Annotated in this window: 21 protein-coding genes and 3 pseudogenes; 11 read left to right on the top strand and 13 right to left on the bottom strand. The window is 60.5% G+C overall.

Annotation, left to right across the window (positions count from 1 at the left end):
- Entirely contained in the window at positions 1–693 is a 693-nt protein-coding gene (locus BLQ09_RS12345; protein ID WP_092357014.1) for a GntR family transcriptional regulator, read from the top strand.
- 720 nt (positions 694–1,413) lie between these two features.
- Here the strand turns inward: BLQ09_RS12345 and dapA are convergent.
- The 4 genes from dapA to BLQ09_RS12365 form a co-directional block, all read right to left on the bottom strand.
- Positions 1,414–2,277 carry a 4-hydroxy-tetrahydrodipicolinate synthase gene (gene dapA, locus BLQ09_RS12350; RefSeq protein ID WP_092357017.1) on the bottom strand — a complete coding sequence of 288 codons (864 nt, stop codon included), beginning with the start codon at positions 2,275–2,277 and terminating at the stop codon, positions 1,414–1,416.
- 322 nt (positions 2,278–2,599) lie between these two features.
- The gene (locus BLQ09_RS12355; RefSeq protein ID WP_027608446.1) at positions 2,600–3,079 is read right to left on the bottom strand and encodes a VOC family protein; all 480 of its coding nucleotides are present in this window, start codon (positions 3,077–3,079) and stop codon (positions 2,600–2,602) included.
- 33 nt (positions 3,080–3,112) lie between these two features.
- Positions 3,113–3,505, bottom strand: a complete 393-nt coding sequence (locus BLQ09_RS12360; RefSeq protein WP_027608445.1) for an ester cyclase — start codon at positions 3,503–3,505, stop codon at positions 3,113–3,115.
- A gap of 10 nt (positions 3,506–3,515) precedes the next feature.
- Complete coding sequence (locus BLQ09_RS12365; RefSeq protein ID WP_027608444.1) at positions 3,516–4,136, bottom strand: LysE family translocator; 621 nt, start codon at positions 4,134–4,136, stop codon at positions 3,516–3,518.
- A 235-nt stretch (positions 4,137–4,371) separates the two neighbouring features.
- Between BLQ09_RS12365 and BLQ09_RS12370 the strand changes: the two genes are divergently transcribed.
- Complete coding sequence (locus BLQ09_RS12370; protein ID WP_027608443.1) at positions 4,372–5,433, top strand: NAD-dependent epimerase/dehydratase family protein; 1,062 nt, start codon at positions 4,372–4,374, stop codon at positions 5,431–5,433.
- A 7-nt stretch (positions 5,434–5,440) separates the two neighbouring features.
- Positions 5,441–6,430 carry a helix-turn-helix domain-containing protein gene (locus BLQ09_RS12375; RefSeq protein ID WP_027608442.1) on the top strand — a complete coding sequence of 330 codons (990 nt, stop codon included), beginning with the start codon at positions 5,441–5,443 and terminating at the stop codon, positions 6,428–6,430.
- A gap of 177 nt (positions 6,431–6,607) precedes the next feature.
- On the opposite strand, the gene BLQ09_RS31840 is transcribed toward BLQ09_RS12375, so the two are convergent.
- From BLQ09_RS31840 to BLQ09_RS12385, 3 genes and pseudogenes are all read right to left on the bottom strand, one after another.
- Positions 6,608–7,045, bottom strand: coding sequence for a methyl-accepting chemotaxis protein (locus BLQ09_RS31840; RefSeq protein WP_370671255.1), 438 nt, complete (start codon positions 7,043–7,045; stop codon positions 6,608–6,610).
- A gap of 102 nt (positions 7,046–7,147) precedes the next feature.
- Positions 7,148–7,921: pseudogene (locus tag BLQ09_RS31845) on the bottom strand (PAS domain-containing protein); the annotation flags it as partial.
- A 41-nt stretch (positions 7,922–7,962) separates the two neighbouring features.
- Complete coding sequence (locus tag BLQ09_RS12385; protein WP_092357020.1) at positions 7,963–8,817, bottom strand: AraC family transcriptional regulator; 855 nt, start codon at positions 8,815–8,817, stop codon at positions 7,963–7,965.
- A gap of 117 nt (positions 8,818–8,934) precedes the next feature.
- Between BLQ09_RS12385 and BLQ09_RS12390 the strand changes: the two genes are divergently transcribed.
- From BLQ09_RS12390 to BLQ09_RS12405, 4 genes are read left to right on the top strand one after another with little or no spacing between them, the layout of a single operon-like run.
- The gene (locus BLQ09_RS12390; RefSeq protein WP_166655288.1) at positions 8,935–9,123 is read left to right on the top strand and encodes a DUF1656 domain-containing protein; all 189 of its coding nucleotides are present in this window, start codon (positions 8,935–8,937) and stop codon (positions 9,121–9,123) included.
- Positions 9,124–9,133: 10 nt separating this feature from the next.
- The gene (locus BLQ09_RS12395) at positions 9,134–10,042 is read left to right on the top strand and encodes an efflux RND transporter periplasmic adaptor subunit (protein ID WP_027608438.1); all 909 of its coding nucleotides are present in this window, start codon (positions 9,134–9,136) and stop codon (positions 10,040–10,042) included.
- Positions 10,042–11,997: an FUSC family protein gene (locus tag BLQ09_RS12400; RefSeq protein ID WP_092357023.1), complete on the top strand. Its 1,956-nt coding sequence runs from the start codon at positions 10,042–10,044 to the stop codon at positions 11,995–11,997. Before BLQ09_RS12395 ends, BLQ09_RS12400 begins: the two co-directional genes overlap by 1 nt.
- The gene (locus tag BLQ09_RS12405) at positions 11,994–12,191 is read left to right on the top strand and encodes a hypothetical protein (protein WP_027608437.1); all 198 of its coding nucleotides are present in this window, start codon (positions 11,994–11,996) and stop codon (positions 12,189–12,191) included. The genes BLQ09_RS12400 and BLQ09_RS12405 overlap by 4 nt, the downstream gene beginning before the upstream one ends.
- An 83-nt stretch (positions 12,192–12,274) precedes the next feature.
- On the opposite strand, the gene BLQ09_RS12410 is transcribed toward BLQ09_RS12405, so the two are convergent.
- Positions 12,275–12,859, bottom strand: a complete 585-nt coding sequence (locus BLQ09_RS12410) for a DUF6630 family protein (protein WP_027608436.1) — start codon at positions 12,857–12,859, stop codon at positions 12,275–12,277.
- A 74-nt stretch (positions 12,860–12,933) separates the two neighbouring features.
- Positions 12,934–13,572 carry a hypothetical protein gene (locus tag BLQ09_RS12415; protein ID WP_027608435.1) on the bottom strand — a complete coding sequence of 213 codons (639 nt, stop codon included), beginning with the start codon at positions 13,570–13,572 and terminating at the stop codon, positions 12,934–12,936.
- Positions 13,573–13,770: 198 nt separating this feature from the next.
- On the opposite strand from BLQ09_RS12415, the gene BLQ09_RS12420 reads away from it, so the two are divergent.
- Positions 13,771–14,253, top strand: coding sequence for a DUF2867 domain-containing protein (locus tag BLQ09_RS12420; protein ID WP_092357026.1), 483 nt, complete (start codon positions 13,771–13,773; stop codon positions 14,251–14,253).
- Between the two features lie 44 nt (positions 14,254–14,297).
- Here BLQ09_RS12420 and BLQ09_RS12425 read toward each other — a convergent pair.
- A pseudogene (locus BLQ09_RS12425) lies at positions 14,298–14,516 on the bottom strand (LysR substrate-binding domain-containing protein); the annotation flags it as partial.
- Between BLQ09_RS12425 and BLQ09_RS12430 the strand changes: the two are divergent.
- A pseudogene (locus BLQ09_RS12430) lies at positions 14,513–14,800 on the top strand (Rid family hydrolase); the annotation flags it as partial. The pseudogenes BLQ09_RS12425 and BLQ09_RS12430 sit on opposite strands and share 4 nt — an antisense overlap.
- 98 nt (positions 14,801–14,898) lie before the next feature.
- Positions 14,899–15,768, top strand: a complete 870-nt coding sequence (locus BLQ09_RS12435; RefSeq protein WP_092357029.1) for an AraC family transcriptional regulator — start codon at positions 14,899–14,901, stop codon at positions 15,766–15,768.
- 58 nt (positions 15,769–15,826) lie between these two features.
- On the opposite strand, the gene BLQ09_RS12440 is transcribed toward BLQ09_RS12435, so the two are convergent.
- Positions 15,827–16,183 carry a VOC family protein gene (locus tag BLQ09_RS12440; protein WP_092357032.1) on the bottom strand — a complete coding sequence of 119 codons (357 nt, stop codon included), beginning with the start codon at positions 16,181–16,183 and terminating at the stop codon, positions 15,827–15,829.
- A 103-nt stretch (positions 16,184–16,286) separates the two neighbouring features.
- Between BLQ09_RS12440 and BLQ09_RS12445 the strand changes: the two genes are divergently transcribed.
- Positions 16,287–17,030, top strand: a complete 744-nt coding sequence (locus tag BLQ09_RS12445; protein WP_175472307.1) for a class I SAM-dependent DNA methyltransferase — start codon at positions 16,287–16,289, stop codon at positions 17,028–17,030.
- 43 nt (positions 17,031–17,073) lie between these two features.
- Here BLQ09_RS12445 and BLQ09_RS12450 read toward each other — a convergent pair whose 3' ends face one another.
- Both BLQ09_RS12450 and BLQ09_RS12455 read right to left on the bottom strand, forming a co-directional pair.
- Complete coding sequence (locus BLQ09_RS12450; RefSeq protein ID WP_081744500.1) at positions 17,074–17,256, bottom strand: hypothetical protein; 183 nt, start codon at positions 17,254–17,256, stop codon at positions 17,074–17,076.
- A 340-nt stretch (positions 17,257–17,596) separates the two neighbouring features.
- The coding region (locus BLQ09_RS12455) for an ATP-binding response regulator (protein WP_139202110.1) at positions 17,597–18,582 on the bottom strand (986 nt) is incomplete at its 5' end.

The raw sequence follows: 18,582 nt of genomic DNA on the forward strand, positions 1-18,582 counted from the left end.
ATGGGGGCCAAGACACGCCCCGACAGCCTGGCCGAGCAGATCTACGCGCAGCTCAAGGCGGATATCTTCGACTTCCGCCTGCTGCCGGGCGATCGCTTCAGCGAAGGCGAGGTGGCCGAACGCATGCACGCCAGTCGCACGCCGGTGCGTCAGGCGCTGTATCGCTTGGAACGGGAAGGGTATGTGGAGGTGTATTTTCGCAGCGGCTGGCAGGTGAAGCCGTTCGATTTCGCCTACTTCGAAGAGCTCTACGACGTGCGCATCGTGTTGGAACTGGCGGCTGTCGGCCGGTTATGTGCGATGGATGAACCGAACCCGATGCTGCAAGCGTTGCAGGCCACCTGGCAGGTGCAGGAGGGCGAGCGCCTGGAGGACGCCCAGGCCGTATCGGCGCTGGATGAGCGTTTTCATTGCGCGTTGGTGGAAGCCACCGGCAACCGTGAAATGGCGCGCATGCACTACGCCATCACGGAGCAGATCCGCATCATCCGGCGGCTCGACTTTACCCAGGCGCCCCGCATTGCGGCGACGTACGAAGAGCATGGGCAAATACTTGCGGCCATCGTGCAACGCCAGGCTGACCAGGCGCAGCACCTGCTGAAGCGGCACATCGAACTGAGCAAGCAGGCGGTGCGCGAGATCACGTTGCACCGGTTGCATACCGCCCGGCAGGTGGGGGGGCAGATTTCCTGATGCCCTGAGCTTCTGTGGTGAGCGGGCTTGTTGTGATGAGCGGGCTTGTCCCGCGCTGGGCTGCGCAGCAGCCCCAATCAGGCTCCCTGTGTTCTGTCAGGTAAACCGCAGCGCCTGGTTTTGGGTCTGCTTCGCAGCCCAGCGCGGGGCAAGCCCGCTCACCACAGGTTACGAGTAGTCCTCAGATCACGTGGGGTGTGGAGGTGCAATGGGTGAGCCTGCGCAAGCTTATTGTGATGAGCGGGCTTGCTGTGGTGAGCGGGCTTGTTGTGGTGAGCGGGCTTGCCCCGCGCCGGGCTGCGCAGCAGCCCCAATCAGGCTTCCTGTGTTCTGTCAGGTAAACCGCAGCGCCTGGTTTTGGGTCTGCTTCGCAGCCCAGCGCGGGACAAGCCCGCTCACCACAGGTTACGAGTAGTCCTCAGATCACGTGGGGTGTGGAGGTGCAATGGGTGAGCCTGCGCAAGCTTATTGTGATGAGCGGGCTTGTTGTGGTGAGCGGGCTTGCCCCGCGCCGGGCTGCGCAGCAGCCCCAATCAGGCTCCCTGTGTTCTGTCAGGTAAACCGCAGCGCCTGGTTTTGGGTCTGCTTCGCAGCCCAACGCGGGGCAAGCCCGCTCACCACAGGTTACGAGTAGTCCTCAGATCACGTGGGGCGTGGAGGTGCAATGGGTGAGCCTGCGCAAGCTTATTGTGATGAGCGGGCAAGCTCGCTCACCACAGGTTATTGGGCCTTGCGTGAAAGCCTTTGCAGCTTTGCGATGACCGCCTGGGTTGCCCGCTGCATCGGCGCACGCAACTCACTCTCGATCAAGCCCTCCAGCGCCAGTGCGGCTTTCACCGGCGCCGGGTTGGGCTCCATGAACAGTGTGTTGATCAACGGCACCAAGCCAAGGAACGTCGCCCGCGCCTCAGCCAACTGGTTGTCCCTTACCTGTTGCCACAGCGCCACAAACTGTTCGGTGCACACATGGGCCGACGCGGCAATCGCACCGCTGGCACCCAGGCACAGCGCATTGAAGATCTGCAGGTCCTCGCCACACAACACATCGGCCTCACCGCTGGCCAACACCGCCAGGGTATTGCCCAGGTTGCCGCCGCAGTCCTTGATCGCCACGATCTGCGGGTGCGCGACGATGTTCAGCAAGGTCGCCTGCTCGAAGGTCACGCCGGTACGGTAGGGAATGTCGTAGAGAATGATCGGCACGCTGGACGCATCGGCCACCGTGCGAAAGAACGCTTCAAGGCCGGCCTGGGAGGGGCGGATGTAACTCGGCGCGGGCACCAGCAAACCCGCCAGCGGGCGCTTGAGCACCTCGGCCTGGAATTGCAGCAGCTCAATCTGGTTGTTGCCCGCCAGACCCATCACCACACGGTGGGCGGGCACCTGTTGCAATACCGCATCCAGCACCGCCAATTGTTCCTGGCGGCTGAGAGATGCGGCTTCGCCGGTGGTGGTGCACACCATGATCCCGGCCACGTGCTTGTCCAGCAGGTGGCTGACCAGGCGGTGCAGGCCGACAAAATCGATGGCGCCGTCCTGGAACGGCGTGACCACGGGAACCCAGATACCTTGAAACGATGACATGCACTTTCTCCTGATGATTGACCGTTTGAGTCACCGTCAGAAAGGCATGGGCAATTGTGCAAGGGGGAGGGAGTCCGCGCTCAATGTCCTGTCAGCTCATCTGACGGGACAGCGCGCCCCGGTCACATGAGCGACTGTTTCTTCGATTTGAGGGCGTGCGCCACGCAACCTTGCGCCTTGGCAATCAAGCCAATGACGGAAAGGTTAACCACTGAGGTTGCGGACATAAGCTGACACACCCATGAAGACTGGGGCTATCTTCATGGAATATTACGAGGTGTGTCAACTTCCCCCGTGGCTTGAATGCGCCGGTGCAGGTGGATCAGCCTTTTATCGCGGCTTCAATCGCCGCAATGTCGATTTTGGTCATGGTCATCATCGCGTCGAAAGCACGTTTGGCTATTGTCGGGTCAGGGTTGGCCACCGCATCGGTCAACACCCGAGGCGTGATCTGCCACGACAATCCCCACTTATCCTTGCACCAACCGCAGGCGCTGGCCTGGCCGCCGTTGTCGATAATGGCGTTCCAGTAGCGATCGGTTTCGGCCTGGTCATCGGTGGCGACCTGGAAGGAAAACGCTTCGCTGTGGGGGAATATCGGGCCGCCATTGAGGCCGATGCACGGGATGCCCATCACGGTGAATTCCACCGTGAGCACATCGCCCTGTTTGCCGGACGGGTAGTCACCGGGGGCCAGGTGCACGGCGTCGACCGTGCTGTCGGGGAAGGTGCTGGCGTAGAAGCGCGCAGCCTCCTCGGCGGTGCCGTTGTACCAGAGGCAGAGGGTGTTCTTGGGTTTCATGATCGGTCTCCACGGACAATGGGTCCATGGAGTTTAGACGGCCAACTGCCGTTCGATCGCCGCCTTGTCGATCACCGACCAGACCTGGGCGATTTTGCCGTCGACGAAGGTGTAGAAAACGTTTTCCGAGAACGCCACCTGGCGACCATTGATCGCCAGCCCGAAAAACTCGCCCCGGGGCGTAACATTGAAGTTCAGCCGGCTGGCGACGGTGGGCGGGTCGGCGATCAGCAACTGGATGTGGAACACCAGGTCGGGGATCTCGCGAAAGTCGCGCTCCAGCATGGCGCGGTAGCCCTCCAGGCCGACCACCTGGGCGTTGTAGCACACGTCCGGGTGGACGAAGTCGCCCAGGCGGTTCCAATCCTGTTGGTTGAGGCAGTCGATGTAGCCGAGGTACAGGTCGGCAAGTTGGTTGCGGGTCATGTTTTTTTCCTCAAGCCCTGCGCGCGGTCAACAACACCGTCGCCGCCGCCGACAACAATCCCGCACAGCAGCGATTGAATATCCGTTTGCCACGCGGCTCGGCAAACCAGCGGCGCATGTGCAGGCCCATATAGGCGTAGAGGCTGATGGCGATCCATTCCAACACCAGGAACAGCGCGCCCAGCACGGCGAATTGCGGGGTGATGGGTTGGCCGGGGACCACGAATTGCGGGAGGAACGCGGTGAAGATCAGGATGGCCTTCGGGTTGCCTGCCGCCACCAGGAACTCCTGTCGCGCCAGTGCCCACAAACCCACCTTCGCGCCTGCCGATTGCGCCTCAGCCTGCGGATCAGCCCGCCACAGCTGGAACGCCAGATAAAACAGATACGCCGCGCCCACAATCTTGATCGCGTAGAACAACAACTCCGACGTCTGCAGCACCACCGCCAAGCCTGCGGAGGCGAGGGCGATCATCCCGGCAAAGGCCAGCAGGCGACCGACACCGGCCAGGCACGAGGTGCGGTAGCCGTAGCGCGTGGCGTTGCTGACGGACAGCAGGTTGTTCGGGCCGGGCGCCATGTTCAGGGCGAAGCAGGCGGGGAGGAACAGGGCGAGGGTGGCGAGGTCCATGGCGGCTCCGGTTTTGGACGGACGGGGACCGTCGAGGATAAGGGGAGTGGAGGTGGTTGGACAATGTGCGCGTTGCTTTCGACCAACAGTGGACTCAGCGGCTCGTCTACTTGTCATGCCCAAAACCCTTCTCACGCGCATGTGGCGCATTATGCGAGTCGCTTGGCGCCATCCGCTAGTGCTGCGAACCGGCAGAGCAGGCAAGCTGAGGGTAAATCTGAGCCAGGAGCCTGATATGCATATCGACAAAACCAAACCTGTAATGGTCACTGGAGCTACGGGCTATGTGGCCGGTTGGCTGGTCAGCCGCCTGCTGCAAGAAGGTTTGACGGTGCACGCTGCCGTCCGTGACCCGGATGATGCATCGAAACTGCACCCTCTGGCTGCGCTGGCTGAAAGCATGCCGGGCACTATCCACTTCTTCGCGGCAGATCTGCTTGCGCCGGGCTCTTACCAGAAGGCGATGCAAGGCTGCGAAGTCGTGTTCCATACCGCCTCGCCCTTCACCCTGGATATTCAGGACCCGGTCAAAGAACTGATAGAGCCGGCTCAACTCGGCACGCGCAATGTTCTGGAGTCTGCCAATGGGACGCCTTCGGTAAAGCGCGTTGTGGTGACTAGCAGCTGCGCCGCCATCTATGGCGACAATGCCGACCTGGCCAAGACCCCAGAAGGGCTGTTCACTGAAGAAATCTGGAACACCAGCTCCTCGGTCGATCATCAGGCCTATTCCTATTCGAAGCTGCTGGCGGAAAAAGAGGCTTGGTCCATTGCAAAGAAACAGGATCGCTGGCACCTGGTAACCATCAACCCTTCGCTGGTGATCGGGCCAGGAGTGAACCCCAACGGTACCTCCGAAAGCTTCAACCTCATTCGTCAGATGGGCGACGGCACCCTGAAGATGGGCGTGCCTGACATCGGCTTCGGTGTCGTCGATGTCAGGGATCTTGCGGAGGCCCACTTCCGGGGCGGTTTTGTCCCAGAGGCCAAAGGGCGCTTCATCGTATCAGGGCATAACACCAGCTTCCTGAAGATGGCTGAGACGCTGCTGGAACGCTATGGTGCGCGCTATCCAATCCCTCGTCGCAAGCTGCCCAAGTGGCTGGTCTGGACGGTCGGGCCACTTATGAACAAGGGACTCACGCGCAAAATGATCAGCCTGAATGTTGACCTGCCATGGCGAGCGGACAATCGTCGCAGCCGTGAGATATTGGGTGTGAGCTATCGTCCGATGCAGGACTCCATGAATGATTTCTTCGCGCAGCTGATAGAAAGTGGCCGCATAAAGGCACGTTGATCACATTATGGAACGATTCTCCGTCTCGTCAGGCTGGAAGGTACTGCTCGCAGACCTGGGCGTCCCGGTCCGCGAGTTCTTGGCTATGGCGCAACTGCCTAAAGACCTGTTCGAACGACGCGATGCCAGCCTGGCGAGCGCGGATTACTTTCGGCTATGGGAAACGCTGACAATATTGCTCGGTGATGCGCAGTTACCGCTGCGCATACTGCGTAATTTTTCAGCAGAAATGTTCGACCCGGCGACTTTCGCGGCATTTTGCAGCCCCAACCTGATTGTCGCATCCCAGCGTATTCAGCAATTCAAACCCCTGATCGGTCCAATGCACCTGGACATCGAGGTACACCCGGAGCGGCTGCGCCTGGGCATCCACTTCGGCGCGACCAGCGAGCAGCCCGCCACCGCGTTGATCGCTGTGGAACTGGGTTATTTCGTCCAGATTGCACGCATGGCGACGCGACAGGTTGTCGTGCCGCTGCGTGTCATTTCCCCCAGGACGCTCGAACCGAAACTGGCATACGAAGAGTTCTTTGGTTGTACCCTGGAGTTAGGTGACAGCATTGGCCTGGAGTTTTCCCGCGCCGACGCCGAGCGCCCGTTTATTACAGAAAACCAGGCCATGTGGGCACTGTTCGAGCCGAAGCTGCAGGAGCGGCTGGCCGAGCTGACCAGAGACTCATCCATAGCCAGCCAAGTGCGTAGTGTTCTGCTTGAGCTGGTGCCAAGTGGGATTACAGGTGCTGATGAGGTCGCACGCAAACTTGCAGTCAGTCGGCGCACCTTGCAACGACGACTCGCCGAGGAGAAAACAAGCTTTTCGCAAGTCCTGCACGGACTACGTGAAGAGTTGGCCCGCCATTACATCCGCAATTCAGAGCTGCCTTACACGCAGATTTCATTCTTGCTGGGTTACGACGACCCCAACTCTTTCTTTCGCGCCTTTCACGGCTGGACCGGGACAACACCGGAACGCTTGCGCCATGAGAACAAGCATTGATCCGAAAAAAAGCTCCACTTTAGTCGCTGGTTTTTGCAGGTATCCCAGGCGTTGAGTCTGGGGCAGGCGTACAGCAAATAGTTCATTTGCATCCAACCCTCAAAAGACAGCCCCACAGTGGCCACCATCGATTGCTATGTCATCGTTATCGAATTCGCCTGCGCCACTGCGGGCAAGCTAAGCCACCTGATTCGCAAACCTGCCCACCGCGTCGACCACCCGCTTGGCGCCGTCCTGAATTTCCACAATGACCTGGCCTGCCTGCGTGGCGAGTTCAAGACCTTGCTCTGCCTGGGATTTGCTGTTGGCCATTTCGGCGACGGTCTCATCCACCAGTTTCTGGTTCTGCAGCACCACCGAGGCGATTTCTTCCGTCGCCGTGCTGGTGCGCCCGGCCAGTTGCCGCACTTCATCAGCCACCACCGCAAAGCCTCGGCCTTGCTCGCCTGCACGGGCGGCTTCAATCGCGGCATTCAATGCCAGCAGGTTGGTTTGCTGGGCAATGCTGCTGATGGTCTGAATGATCGAACTGATCAGCAGTGACTGTTTTCCGAGGGCTTCGACTCCGCCGGCAGCCGCCTGCATATCAGCGGCGATTTTATGCATGGTATGCATCGTGTCGTTGACCACCACGGCTCCGCGCTCGGCACTGACATCGGTCTGCCGGGAAATTTCAAATGCGGTTTGCGCCGCGCCACTGACTTCCTGTTCCCGGGCAACCTGGTCGGAGACCACTGTGGCGAACTTGACCACCTTGCACAGTGCGCCTTCAGTGTCGTACACCGGGTTGTAGGTTGCTTCCAGCCACACGGTCTGGCCGCGGCTGTCAACGCGTTCAAATCGGCCGGCTACAAACTCGCCCCTGTTCAGGGTTGCCCAGAAATCCTTGTAGTGCTGCGACGAGGTTTCCTCCGGCTTGCAGAAAATCCGGTGGTGGCTGCCTTTGGCTTGCTCCAGGCTGTAGCCCATGGCGTGCAGGAACTGTTCATTGGCGGTGATGACATGCCCGGAGAGGTCGAACTCGATCACCGCCGTCGAGCGCAGCAATGCCTGGATGAAAGAGGTGTTTTCCGAGGCTTTTTCTACCCGGGCGGTAATGTTCGTTGCATAGCAGGTGACATGACTCAGCTGGCCGCTCGCATCCGTAATCGGCTGCCAATGTGCATGCAGCCATATCAATGAGCCGTCGGCATGCAGGTAGCGGTAATCGTCGGTAATGGACTTGCCAGCGGCGACCGCCGCTCGAAAATTATGAAAGCAGGGCAGCTTGGAGACGTACTGCGGCACGATCTCGGCCATGGCACGGCCTCGAAGTTGCTCCGGGGTGTAGCCCAACGACTTGGCAAAGTTGTCGTTGCATGCGGTGATCTTGAATGTCGAGTCGATGCTCAACGTCAGCATTTCACGGTTCAGGCCATCGCGCAGTTGGCGCAGTTCCAACAGCTCGGCTGCCTGGGCGTGAAGCTGGTTCTTGGCTTTTGTATTGAACATGGGAAACCGCCTCCTTGGGTTACATCCAGCCTATCGGCACGTCATTCTGCAAATTTAGACCGTTCGACGGGTAAAGCTTCATCAGCCAACCGGGATCCCCGCTGATGTGTTGCGGTCCGCCGCATGTACCGCGCTGGCGGCGAGCCCAGTGTCTTGCGAAACATACTGATGAACGAACTGACCGACTCGTACCCGAGGGCTTCGGCGGTGCGTTGCACGGATTCGCCCTCGGCCAGGCTCTGCAAGGCCACGATGATTTGCCATTGCTTGCGCCATTGGCCAAAGGTTAGCCCAGTTTCGCTTTTAACCAAGCGCGCCAGGGAGCGCTCGCTCATGGCGACCTGGCGTGCCCATTGGGCCATGGTGCAGCGATTTGACGGGTCCTGGGCCAACCCCCGTGCGATGAAACGCAGCTGCGTTGTGGCCGGAAGCGGCAGGTACAGCTGTTCCGAGGGAGCCAGTTCCAACTGTTCGAGGAGCACGCTCGCCACGCGTGCATTGGCAGACGCCGGCGGATAGTCCTGGGCTTGGGCGCTCAGGTGCAGGATCAATTCCAGGACCAGCGGTGACAGCACCAGCGTGCAGCATGTGTGCGGTAGCGCGGCCGCACCGGGCTCTACGAACAGATAGCCGATCTTGCCGTTGGCGGTCACCCGGTTGCTGTGGGCAATACCGCCCGGGATCCATACGCCGAACCCCGACGGCACCATCCACACGCCATCCTCTACGGTGCATACGATGCCGCCGTGATACGCCACTACCAGTTGGCCTTTGCGGTGGGTATGGACGGGGAATTCGGTGTCGTTTCGCTGACTCCCCAGCATCAACGCCACTGCGGGCTGGTCGAAACTGTCCAGTTCGAATTGATCCACCCCGTAGAGATGTGTCTCGTCCACGTCGCGCCACCTCGATTGTCTGAATTTGATTATATCTTGGCAGCATACTCAATATCGGCACGGCCTTGCAGTCCCTACCATCGTCAGAAAGGCCATTGCCGACTGCGAGATTCAACGATGCTGAGCGAAATCACGATTGCCCACCTCTACCTGCCGCCTTTCTTGCTCTACCTGGGCGTTACCGCCGTGGTTTACGCACTGCTGGAGCGGATCATGCGGCCCTGGCTGGGCTGGGCCTGGCACCCGAGCATGGCGCGTTTCTGCATGTCGTTGATCGTTCTCTCGATCCTTGTGCTGAAGTTTTGAGGCGCGGGCGATGACGATCAAACACCTGCTCAAGACCCTCGTCACCCTGGTGCTCGGCTTGACCGCACTGCTGCTGTGTACGCAGTTGTGGCGCGCCTATGAGTTGGCCCCCTGGACACGGGACGGGCGGGTCAGTGCGCAAGTCATCCGCATTGCCCCCGAAGTGTCCGGCCAGGTTGAACAACTGCTGATCGAGGACAACCAGTGGGTCGCCAAGGGCGCGTTGTTGTATCAGATCGACCGCAGCGCCTATCTGCTGGCCCGGCAACAGCGAACGGCCGAGCTTGCCGAGGCGCGCAGTGTGTTCGAACAGCGCCGCTCACAGCTCAGCCGTCGCCAGCAACTCGGCGATGCCATTGCGCGGGAGGAGACCGACAATGCGGCCCGGGACCTGGCGGTGGCCAGGGCGCGGGTGGACGCGGCCCAGAGCCAGTTGGCCCACGCGCAGCTGGATCTGCAGCGTACGACGGTTCGTTCACCGGTCGACGGGTATGTGACCCAGCTGCGGCTGCAGCCGGGTGACTACGCGGCGGCGGGCGATACCAATATCTTTGTGGTCGACAGCCATAGCTTCTGGGTCACCGCTTACTTCGAGGAGACCAAGCTGCCGGGTGTTCGCGTGGGGGCCGCGGCGTCCATCAAGCTCATGGGCTTCGCACCGCTGCTTGAAGGGCATGTGGCGAGCCTCGGCAGAGGCATTGCCGACGGCAACGAGCTGCGCAGTAACAGCGGCTTGCCCCAGGTGGCTCCTACCTTCAGCTGGATACGCCTGGCCCAGCGTGTGCCGGTTCGGATTGAGCTGGACAAGGTGCCACCGGGCGTGGAGCTGGCGGCGGGAATGACCGCGAGTATCGAGGTCGCCGAGGCGGGGGCCGCCCCCCATTGGCGGCTTACCCAGTGGCTGCAGGATTTCATGTGATGGCCCGCGCACTGCGAATGCTCGGGGCATGGTCGCCCGAGACCTCGGGGTATGTGCTGCGCAGTCTTGCGGCGGCGACATTGGCCCTGTGGCTGGGCTTCCAATTGCACCTGGAGGCGCCGTTCTCGGCGGCTTCGACCGTGTTGCTGCTGATCCATCCGCTGCAGGGCGCGGTGGTCGGCAAGGGCTTCAATCGCGTTCTGGGAACCCTGGCGGGGTTGCTCGCCGCCCTGGTCCTGACCGGCCTGTTCGCGCAAAAAATGCTGCTGTTCATCCTCGGGATCGGGGTGTGGCTCGGCCTTTGTGTCGGTGCCATGACCGTGCTTCGGCACTACCAGGCCACGGCGGCAGTGGTCGCAGGCTATACGGTTTGCCTTGCCCTGGGCCCGGCCATTGTCGCCCCGCAGCAAGGTTTCGAGCATATCGTGGCGCGCGGCACGGCCGTGGTCCTTGGGGTGTTGAGCCTGAGTCTGGTGGCGACGTTGTTCAGCCGCAAGACCGTCGAGTCCAAACTGAACAAGGCACTTGAGGACATCGCCGCCCGTACCTTGGGATTGCTGGCTTTGCGAATTGAGGGGGAGCAGGGCGCGCAACTGGCTATTGCGCAGGGCCAGTTGGCCATCGATGTGGGTAAGGTGGACGAGCTTCTTGGGATCGGCCGAGGTGAGTCGCGCCTGATCCGTTCCAGGCTTGCGACCCTGCAGGCAGGGCTTGCGTATGTGCATGGGGTGATCCTGGACGAGTCACCGCTCAACCACGGTGGCTTGCCTTCCCTCGTTCGAATGGGCGCGCAACTGCAACAGCTGGCCGACGCAAAGCCGGGTTTTTCCGTGGCAGCCGAGCATGTCCGGGAGATGCAGCACCGCCTCGCCCAGGCCCATGAAAACCGTCAAAGCCAGCAGTGCTTGAGTGAACAATTGGCAGACCTGTCCAGCGCCTTGCTGAGCTTTGCCTGCCTTGAGCGCGCGCCCCGGACGCCGGCCCGCGCCGTGGGGTTCCACCGCCATTACGGCGACGCGCTGCGCAACGGTCTACGCGCCCTGGCGGCCACGCTTGCAACCGCTGCGGTCTGGTACCTGAGCGCCTGGGACCAGGGGCCAACCTTGCTGGCAGTGTTGGGCCCGTGCTGCACCTTGCTGGCCACCAGCCCGGCGCCCGCTCAAGGCATCGGCCGTTTCTTCGAGGGAACGCTGTACGGCATCGTAACGGCAGCGGCGTGCAAGTTCCTGGTGTTGCCGCACATCAGCGGGTTCGCGTTGCTCAGCGTCGTGCTGATCGCCTTCTGGACCGTCGGCATTCATGCCACCACCCGGCCGCGCCACGCCTTGCAGGGCATTGCCTACCTGATCGCGTTCAACACCCTCGTCGGCACCGGCGGCACGGCCCAGTACGACTTCACGGACTTCGCCAATCAAGCGCTCGCCTGGCTGGTAGCACTTGCCATCTGCCTGCTGGCCTTCCAGCTACTGCCGGGGCAATCCGCCCGCCATGTACACGTCCTGACCCAGGCGCTGCACAGGGACACCCGGCGCTTACTCCGGCACGGGCGCCGCATGGACCTGCTCAAGTGGCAGGCCCGGCAACAGCACCGATTGGTTGCCTTGCAGGCACTCTTGGGCGCTGGTCACCAACCGGCGGGCGGCGCCGGCTCTGTGTCCCTTCAATTGAGCCGCCGGCTGCTGACTTTGCAACGCCAGACACGGGAGCTGGAACCTGACTCAGCAATCGCCAAATGTGCGCAAAGGGGCGAGCGGCGTATTTCACGGTATGCCTCCACTCCCGCGATCAGCGCGGCTCAGGCACGTCGGACGTCGAGATCATTGACCCGGCTGGGGGCTCACGCTCTGGCGGCTGGCTACCAGGATTTAGCCGGGCTGCTCGACACCTATTCAAGCATTACCAACGCGGATATCCGCATCCATTCCAGTTCAAACAACCAAGGTGAGATGAAATGAAGCAACTCCTTATCTGGACGCTTTTCGGCATGATCGCGTCGACGCCATGGGCCGTGCAGGCATCGGACGGGGCTGAGGCGCTGGCGCGCTGGCAGCAGCAATTCAAGCAGGAGCAAAAACAGCGGGCTGAACGCCCGAGGGGGGATCAGGGCTCCAGGTCCAAGGCCGCAATGATCGGGAAAGGGAAAACCTGATCATTGCGGCCGGGGCAGGGACATTCATCGGGCGAGGGCTTGATTGAACAGGTTCTGCAGAAGCCCCTCACCCCGCCGCAGAGTCAGAAGCTCTCAAGACGCACGTGGATTCCCGCTCGTCCAGCCAGCTCGATAACGTCTTCGAGTCGATCCGTGTCAACAATGAAACCGTCGTAATTTTCACCTCCGGAATCCAGGTGAAGAAACCGTTTACCGAACCGGGCGAGCCACTGATCAAAGTTATCGAGAACCTGTGGCATGGAGGTAGCGTTTTCCCGTACATAGGCGTAGGGCGTCTTCAAGCCACTGGCGCTGACCAGAAAGGGCGCTAGATACTCAAACACGTCATAGCCCCTCCAATCCACGCTGAGGAGTACAAGGTGTTCGAGTTTTTGCCCCTTGGCGTCATTCAGGAAACCTTCGGTGAGGGCACTGCAGGGGTCATCTCCCATCGCGTATCTGCGCATAACGCGGCGGACAAGTCTGGCGCCTTCTTTTTCCGCCGTGGTCGCCACCAGCGCCTGGGCAAAGGCTTCGAGGGCTTTTTTCTGGGAGGGGTCGCTGCGCTCGGGCCGCAGCTCTTTCATGATCGCTGAAGCGCTGAGGTTGGTTTCCTCGGGAGGAGGCATGGTAAAGCGTCCACCAAACAATCGATCCAAAATGCCCATGTCTGTCCCTGTATGAGTGTGAGGAAAACCATTGAGTCAAATGCAACTGCCGTTCAACAACTGCCCAGGGGCGATCAAGGCAAGGGCGCTGGGGTCACGGTGTACCAGCCCGACGGTGTTTTGGCACACACCTGCGGTCTCAGCGGCGTTTCTACGGTGGTGTCGGCCTGGGTGGAGAGCTGGCGGACGGCAATCACGCAGCCGGCCTTGAACGTGCTGATTTTCATCATTTGAAGTTCCATTTCATAGTCTTTACCGGGCTCGGGGATAAGCGTGACGGGCGCGGGAAAGCAGGAGAGTTGCGATCCCCCCATGGCGAACCCTGCAATAAACGGTTTACCGGCCGGGATGACATGTTCGTCAAACACCTTGGGCGATTGATTGATGGCTTTGCTCGCCTTGCTGGCAGGCATGCCAATCACGCTGTTCTGGCGGTCTGTCGCCCGGAAAGGGTAGAGCCCCGCCGAGTCGACATGGGCTGTTTGCCATCCGGCTTCTTCGGGGGTTTTGGTCAGCAGGGACTCGTTGTAGAACATCTCGCAGGTCTGGCCACTGATAAAGCCGGCGTGGGTGGTGTCACCGGTGATCAGGCGGACACGCGCGGTAGTGGTCGGGTCATATCGGCTGATGTGTGCTTCGTTGCGAACGTCGGTCTTGGTGGTGGCGCAGCCGATCAGCGTCAAGCTGACGGCCAGGGGAAACAGTAAACGCATGGGTAACCTTCATATCCTGTGAGGGTTGGGGGCCGCAACCATACTATGGCGGGGATATGTTCGCCCACTTGCGATACACAGGGGAAGGGACAGGGAGGGGACGTTCATGGCGGCTGTACATTGACGTAACATAGCCGCATAACACTCAGCCTCGGATGTTATCGGGAATGAAAATTGGCCCACTGGACGGGATGAAAATTGCCTATCACATCACCAGCTCACACGTTGCGTGCACTGTCGGAGCTCGATTACTACCACATTAGGTCGGTTCAGCTCCCCGTTGAAATCACCATGCTTGACGCGTGGAACATCACAACGGCTGAGCCGGGACTGGCCATGCGGCTGGCTTTCCGAATAAGGGACGCAATTTCTTCGTTATTCGGTGTGAGGCGAATCCGCGGGTTCTCCGGCGTTGCGCGAAAAACGGTACACGCAGGCGAACACCTGGATTTCTTTCTGGTGGAGCACAGCGCCTCCGATATCCTGGTTCTTACCGAGCGTGACAGGCATCTGGATGTCATGATCTGCCTTTCGATAACAGATCGTGTGCTCACCATCACATCATCGGTCGTCACGCATAACCTCTATGGACGCATCTACATGTTACCGGTAGGGCTCGCCCATAAAGTGATCGTCAGTAGTCATCTGCGCCGACTGAAGAGAAGCCTTGAAAGGCCGTAGAGGTTGGTTGTTCAGGTCGATCAGCGAACCCATACACGCGTCCATCAGCACCCATCCTGCCGCCCACTGACAGGCGCATGCACGGCCAGCAACTCAGCCACCCATTCGATAAACACGCGCAGCTTCAGGCTGATATGCCGGTTCGGCGGAAAGGCCACGTAAAGCGGCATCGGATCAAGGTGCCAGTCCTTGAACAAGGGCACTAATTCGCCCCGGTCCTCGAAGGCTTTCGACATGTAGCTGGGCAACCACAGCACGCCAAGTCGGCAGCCATGCAGACGGCTCGCCCGAGCCCGATCTGGAGGATCAGGTCCGTCTGGCGTTCAACAACCTGAATGCGATCCTGGGGGCTGCCGGCTGCACCTTTGACGATGTGATCGATGTGACGGTGTTTATCGTCGATCCCGAATCCAGGTTCGAGACGATCTGGAAGGTGGTGCCGGAGTTCTGGGACGAAGCGCCGCACCCGACGCTGACTGGCGTGGGGGTTACGTGGCTGTATGGGTACCAGTTCGAGATCAAGGTGATTGCCAGGCTTCCTTTGTGAATCCGTGCTGGCACATCCACCTCAGCAAGCACGGCTAGGCGCAGGCTGTCGGTATAGTCGATCCTATCGTCCAACGCCTATCCCGGAGCTTGCAACCCGTGTCTGACTTGCCAGGCAACGCCGCCTACACACAGCGCTTCGACGCCGTACTCGCTTATATCGACGCGAATCTTGAAGGTGACTTGTCGGTGAAGGCGCTGAGCGAGGTGGCGCATTTTTCGGTGTTTCACTTCCATCGGCAATTCACCGCGTTCGTGGGCATGCCGGTTGCGCGCTATGTGCAACTGATGCGCCTGCGCCGCGCGGCACATGACTTGTCTTCCCGCGCTGATTATTCGGTGCTGGAGGCGGCGCTGGGGGCCGGCTTCGAAAGTCCTGAAGCCTTTGCCAGGGCGTTCAGGCGAGCGTTCGGCATGGCGCCGAGCGCATTCCGGAAACGACCGGATTGGCAGCTCTGGCGCGGGGTATTCAGCGTCCCTTACTTTTCCAGGAGCATCATCATGCAGGTACGAATTGTGGAGTTTCCTGCGGTCAAGGTGGCCGCATTCGAGCACCGCGGCGCCCCAGGGCGCGTGAATGAAAGCGTGCAGACATTCATTGCGTGGCGCATGCACAGCGGGCAGTCGCCGGTGGCTTCAAGTCGCAGCTTCGGTATTCCCTTCGACAATCCTGATACGACCCCGGCCGACGAGTTCCGGTTTGCCATTTGCGGCGAGATTCACCAGGCGCTGGCCGCGAATGAGTTCGGCGTCACTGAACGCGTCATCCCCGGCGGGCGCTGTGTGGTGGTGCGTCATGTGGGTTCGCCGGATCACATCGCAGAGTCGATCTATCCGATCTACCGCGACTGGCTGCCTGGCAGCGGCGAGGAGCTTCGGGACCAGCCGTTGTTTTTCGAATACCTGAGCATTTTCCCCGAGACACCGCAGGATCAATGGCAGACCGATATTTATGTGCCGTTGCAATAGCGGCGCTCGCCGGCCTGCGGGAGCGCGACTGCGCTTCCACGCCTGGTGTTGCGGCCAGCTACGGCTGAGCGGTCCACACCGCCAGTTCATAACCATCCGGGTCAATGAAGTGAAACCTGCTGCCACCGGGGAACGAAAAGGTCTCGCGGCTGATCACGGCGCCTGCGGATTTGAGCCGCTGCTGCGTGCCTTCGAGATCATCCGCGTACAGGATCACCAGCGGGCCACCCGGTCGAACGGGCTCTGCGGTCGTGAACCCGCCGGTCAGCCTGCCATCGCTGAACTCGGTGTAGGTGGGGCCGTAGTCGACGAATGCCCAGCCGAACACCGCGCCGTAGAAGGCTTTGCTGCGGGCGATGTCGCCCACGTTGAACTCGATATTGTCGATCTGTCGGTCTTGACCGCGAACGCTCATGGTTGCCTCCTTGGCGGATGGTTGAGGGGCGAGTGTAGCGGTTTACACCCAGGACTGGGTTACCATGCCGGCGCGAAATTCCCGCCGAACCCTCTGGCCACTTATGTCCTCCAACGCGCTGTACACCGACCTGTCCATCTACTACGACCTGATGTGCGCCGACATCGACTACCGCGCGCAGAGCCACAGCGTGCGTCGCCTGCACCAATTGTTCGGCAATGACGGGCGCCGCCATCTGGACCTTGCCTGCGGCACCGGGCCCCATGTGCGCCACTTCCTCGACTTCGGCTACCGCAGCACCGGCCTGGACATCAGCCAACCGATGCTGGACCTCGCCCAACTGCGTTGCCCCGAGGCACGGTTCAGCCGCCAGGACATGGCCGGCTTCCAGGTGGACGAACCGCAAGACCTGATCACCTGCTTCCTGTACTCGACCCACTACAACCCCGGGCTGGCCCAACTGCACGCCTGCCTCGCCAGCGTGCACGGCGCACTCGCCGACAACGGCGTGTTCTGCTTCAACGCGGTGGACAAACTGCATATCGACAACCGCTTGCTGGTACGCCATAGCGTGGAGTTTGAAGGCAGTCATTTCACCTTCGGTTCCGGCTGGCATTACCGCGGAGAAGGGGAGCAGCAGTCACTGCGCCTGAGTATCGAGAAGACCACCGCGGGGGTGACCCAGGCCTGGCAGGATGAGCACACCATGGTGGCGTTGAGCTTCACGGAGTTGCAGGGGCTGTTACAGCCGTACTTTGAGGTGCAGGTGTTCGAGCATGACTATGAGCGGATCACGCCCTGGGCGGGCGTGACCGGGAATGCGTTGTTTGTGTGTGTGAAGCGTTAATGAACTGCCGCTCCTTCATATGCCTGAAAAAGACCCAGGCAGATCAACCGTCGCCTCCACCTCCGCAAGCAATCAGTTCAATAAGTCCCATTTGGTACCACTTATTCTGGCAACTCCATCCATGTTCAAAAGTAAAGGCGCTGGCCGTACCGCTGAACGCAAGGCCTGCTGAGAGAGCCAATGCTAATGCGATGGTCGAACGTACTTTCTTCATATTGTCTTTCATAAAAACTCCCTCTATCACTTGATCGCTGTGTGGCCCGAGTCGGTCAAGGTGGCGCGGTTGTCAAAACCAACCGCCCGTCTTTCGGCTGGGACACTCCTTACGCTTAATTGAACGGTATCTGAATCAAGGCAGCGGAGGATCGGCCTGCGCTGAAACAACGTTGATTCAGCGCAGCACGTTCCCCAGGCGCATTGGATAACGGGGCGCCAGCGACATCAATACGACAAGTGACCTATTACCTCGCCGCAAACCGACAGGCGAATGGCAAGCCGCGCTAATGATAGGCGTGCATTCCACACACCGTCGCACCCGGATATGTCCGGGCATGGACATCCCCCAGCTAACCCATTTCCCTGGCGAAATGCTTGGTCAGTTCGAGCAGGGTCGTTCGCAATTCAGGCGGACGCACGGGCTTGGACAGGATGGAGATATTCATGTGGATCAATGTGCTGCGGATACGCTCGATTTCATGGCCGGTCATGATCATGGCCGGTACTTCCCAACCACGCTGTTCGCGAATCGCAGCGATACACTCGGAACCTGAAATCCTAGGGCCCAGGTCGAAGTCGGCAATGATGATGTCGCATTCCGTGGTCACGTTCAGTCCATCGCTATGACTTTCTACCTCGCATCCCCATTTTTCCAGCAAGGTCGAGGTCGCCATCAGTACGTTGGAATCGTCTTCCACCAGGCAGACCCGCAGACCCTGCAGACGGCTTTGCGTGGCCGCTGGCCGTTGTGTCTCGGTGCCCGGCGCGACGCTTTCCAGGCGTTGGATAGTGGCGCGGGTGCCTTGGCCGAGCCGGGAGTCCAACTGGATATCCAGATTGAGCAACTGGCTGATGCGCTTGACGATGGACAAGCCCAACCCCAGGCCCTCGACATCCTTGTCGCGTGCGTGGCGCACCCGGTAAAACTCCTTGAATACGTCCGGCAGATGTTCAGCGGCGATGCCGCGTCCCTTGTCGTAGATGACAATGGCCAAGCCCTTGCCTCTGGGACGCACACCGATCAAGACCGGTTGGCCGGACGCGTATTTGAGCGTATTTGACACCAGGTTCTGCACCATGGTGGTCAACAGTCCCGCATTGACATTCACCCAGTGCTCGCAAGGGCGCAGGCGCAGTTGAACCCCGGCCCAGCGCGCGGCCTCGGTGTTCTGTTTGACGACGTCCCGCAGCAGCGCGCCCAGGTTCACCGGTTCCGCTTGCGGTTCCAGCTTTCCGTTGTCGAGGGTGTAGATATCCAGGATCGAACGGAACAGTTGAGAGACGGTATGCAGCGAGCGGTCGATGTTGTCTACCAGGCGCAGTTCTTCGCCGCCCA

Origin of the sequence: Pseudomonas sp. NFACC25 (genome assembly GCF_900100935.1) — a bacterium.
In the GTDB taxonomy this organism is placed as follows: domain Bacteria; phylum Pseudomonadota; class Gammaproteobacteria; order Pseudomonadales; family Pseudomonadaceae; genus Aquipseudomonas; species Aquipseudomonas marginalis.

What these genes read in the sequence shown, in the direction of transcription:
- BLQ09_RS12345 (WP_092357014.1), top strand. Translation starts at nt 1, where the DNA reads ATGGGGGCCAAGACACGCCCCGACAGCCTGGCCGAGCAGATCTACGCG.
- dapA (WP_092357017.1), bottom strand. Translation starts at nt 2,277, where the DNA reads ATGTCATCGTTTCAAGGTATCTGGGTTCCCGTGGTCACGCCGTTCCAG.
- BLQ09_RS12355 (WP_027608446.1), bottom strand. Translation starts at nt 3,079, where the DNA reads ATGAAACCCAAGAACACCCTCTGCCTCTGGTACAACGGCACCGCCGAG.
- BLQ09_RS12360 (WP_027608445.1), bottom strand. Translation starts at nt 3,505, where the DNA reads ATGACCCGCAACCAACTTGCCGACCTGTACCTCGGCTACATCGACTGC.
- BLQ09_RS12365 (WP_027608444.1), bottom strand. Translation starts at nt 4,136, where the DNA reads ATGGACCTCGCCACCCTCGCCCTGTTCCTCCCCGCCTGCTTCGCCCTG.
- BLQ09_RS12370 (WP_027608443.1), top strand. Translation starts at nt 4,372, where the DNA reads ATGCATATCGACAAAACCAAACCTGTAATGGTCACTGGAGCTACGGGC.
- BLQ09_RS12375 (WP_027608442.1), top strand. Translation starts at nt 5,441, where the DNA reads ATGGAACGATTCTCCGTCTCGTCAGGCTGGAAGGTACTGCTCGCAGAC.
- BLQ09_RS31840 (WP_370671255.1), bottom strand. Translation starts at nt 7,045, where the DNA reads ATGCATACCATGCATAAAATCGCCGCTGATATGCAGGCGGCTGCCGGC.
- BLQ09_RS12390 (WP_166655288.1), top strand. Translation starts at nt 8,935, where the DNA reads ATGCTGAGCGAAATCACGATTGCCCACCTCTACCTGCCGCCTTTCTTG.
- BLQ09_RS12395 (WP_027608438.1), top strand. Translation starts at nt 9,134, where the DNA reads ATGACGATCAAACACCTGCTCAAGACCCTCGTCACCCTGGTGCTCGGC.
- BLQ09_RS12400 (WP_092357023.1), top strand. Translation starts at nt 10,042, where the DNA reads ATGGCCCGCGCACTGCGAATGCTCGGGGCATGGTCGCCCGAGACCTCG.
- BLQ09_RS12405 (WP_027608437.1), top strand. Translation starts at nt 11,994, where the DNA reads ATGAAGCAACTCCTTATCTGGACGCTTTTCGGCATGATCGCGTCGACG.
- BLQ09_RS12410 (WP_027608436.1), bottom strand. Translation starts at nt 12,859, where the DNA reads ATGGGCATTTTGGATCGATTGTTTGGTGGACGCTTTACCATGCCTCCT.
- BLQ09_RS12415 (WP_027608435.1), bottom strand. Translation starts at nt 13,572, where the DNA reads ATGCGTTTACTGTTTCCCCTGGCCGTCAGCTTGACGCTGATCGGCTGC.
- BLQ09_RS12440 (WP_092357032.1), bottom strand. Translation starts at nt 16,183, where the DNA reads ATGAGCGTTCGCGGTCAAGACCGACAGATCGACAATATCGAGTTCAAC.
- BLQ09_RS12445 (WP_175472307.1), top strand. Translation starts at nt 16,287, where the DNA reads ATGTCCTCCAACGCGCTGTACACCGACCTGTCCATCTACTACGACCTG.
- BLQ09_RS12450 (WP_081744500.1), bottom strand. Translation starts at nt 17,256, where the DNA reads ATGAAAGACAATATGAAGAAAGTACGTTCGACCATCGCATTAGCATTG.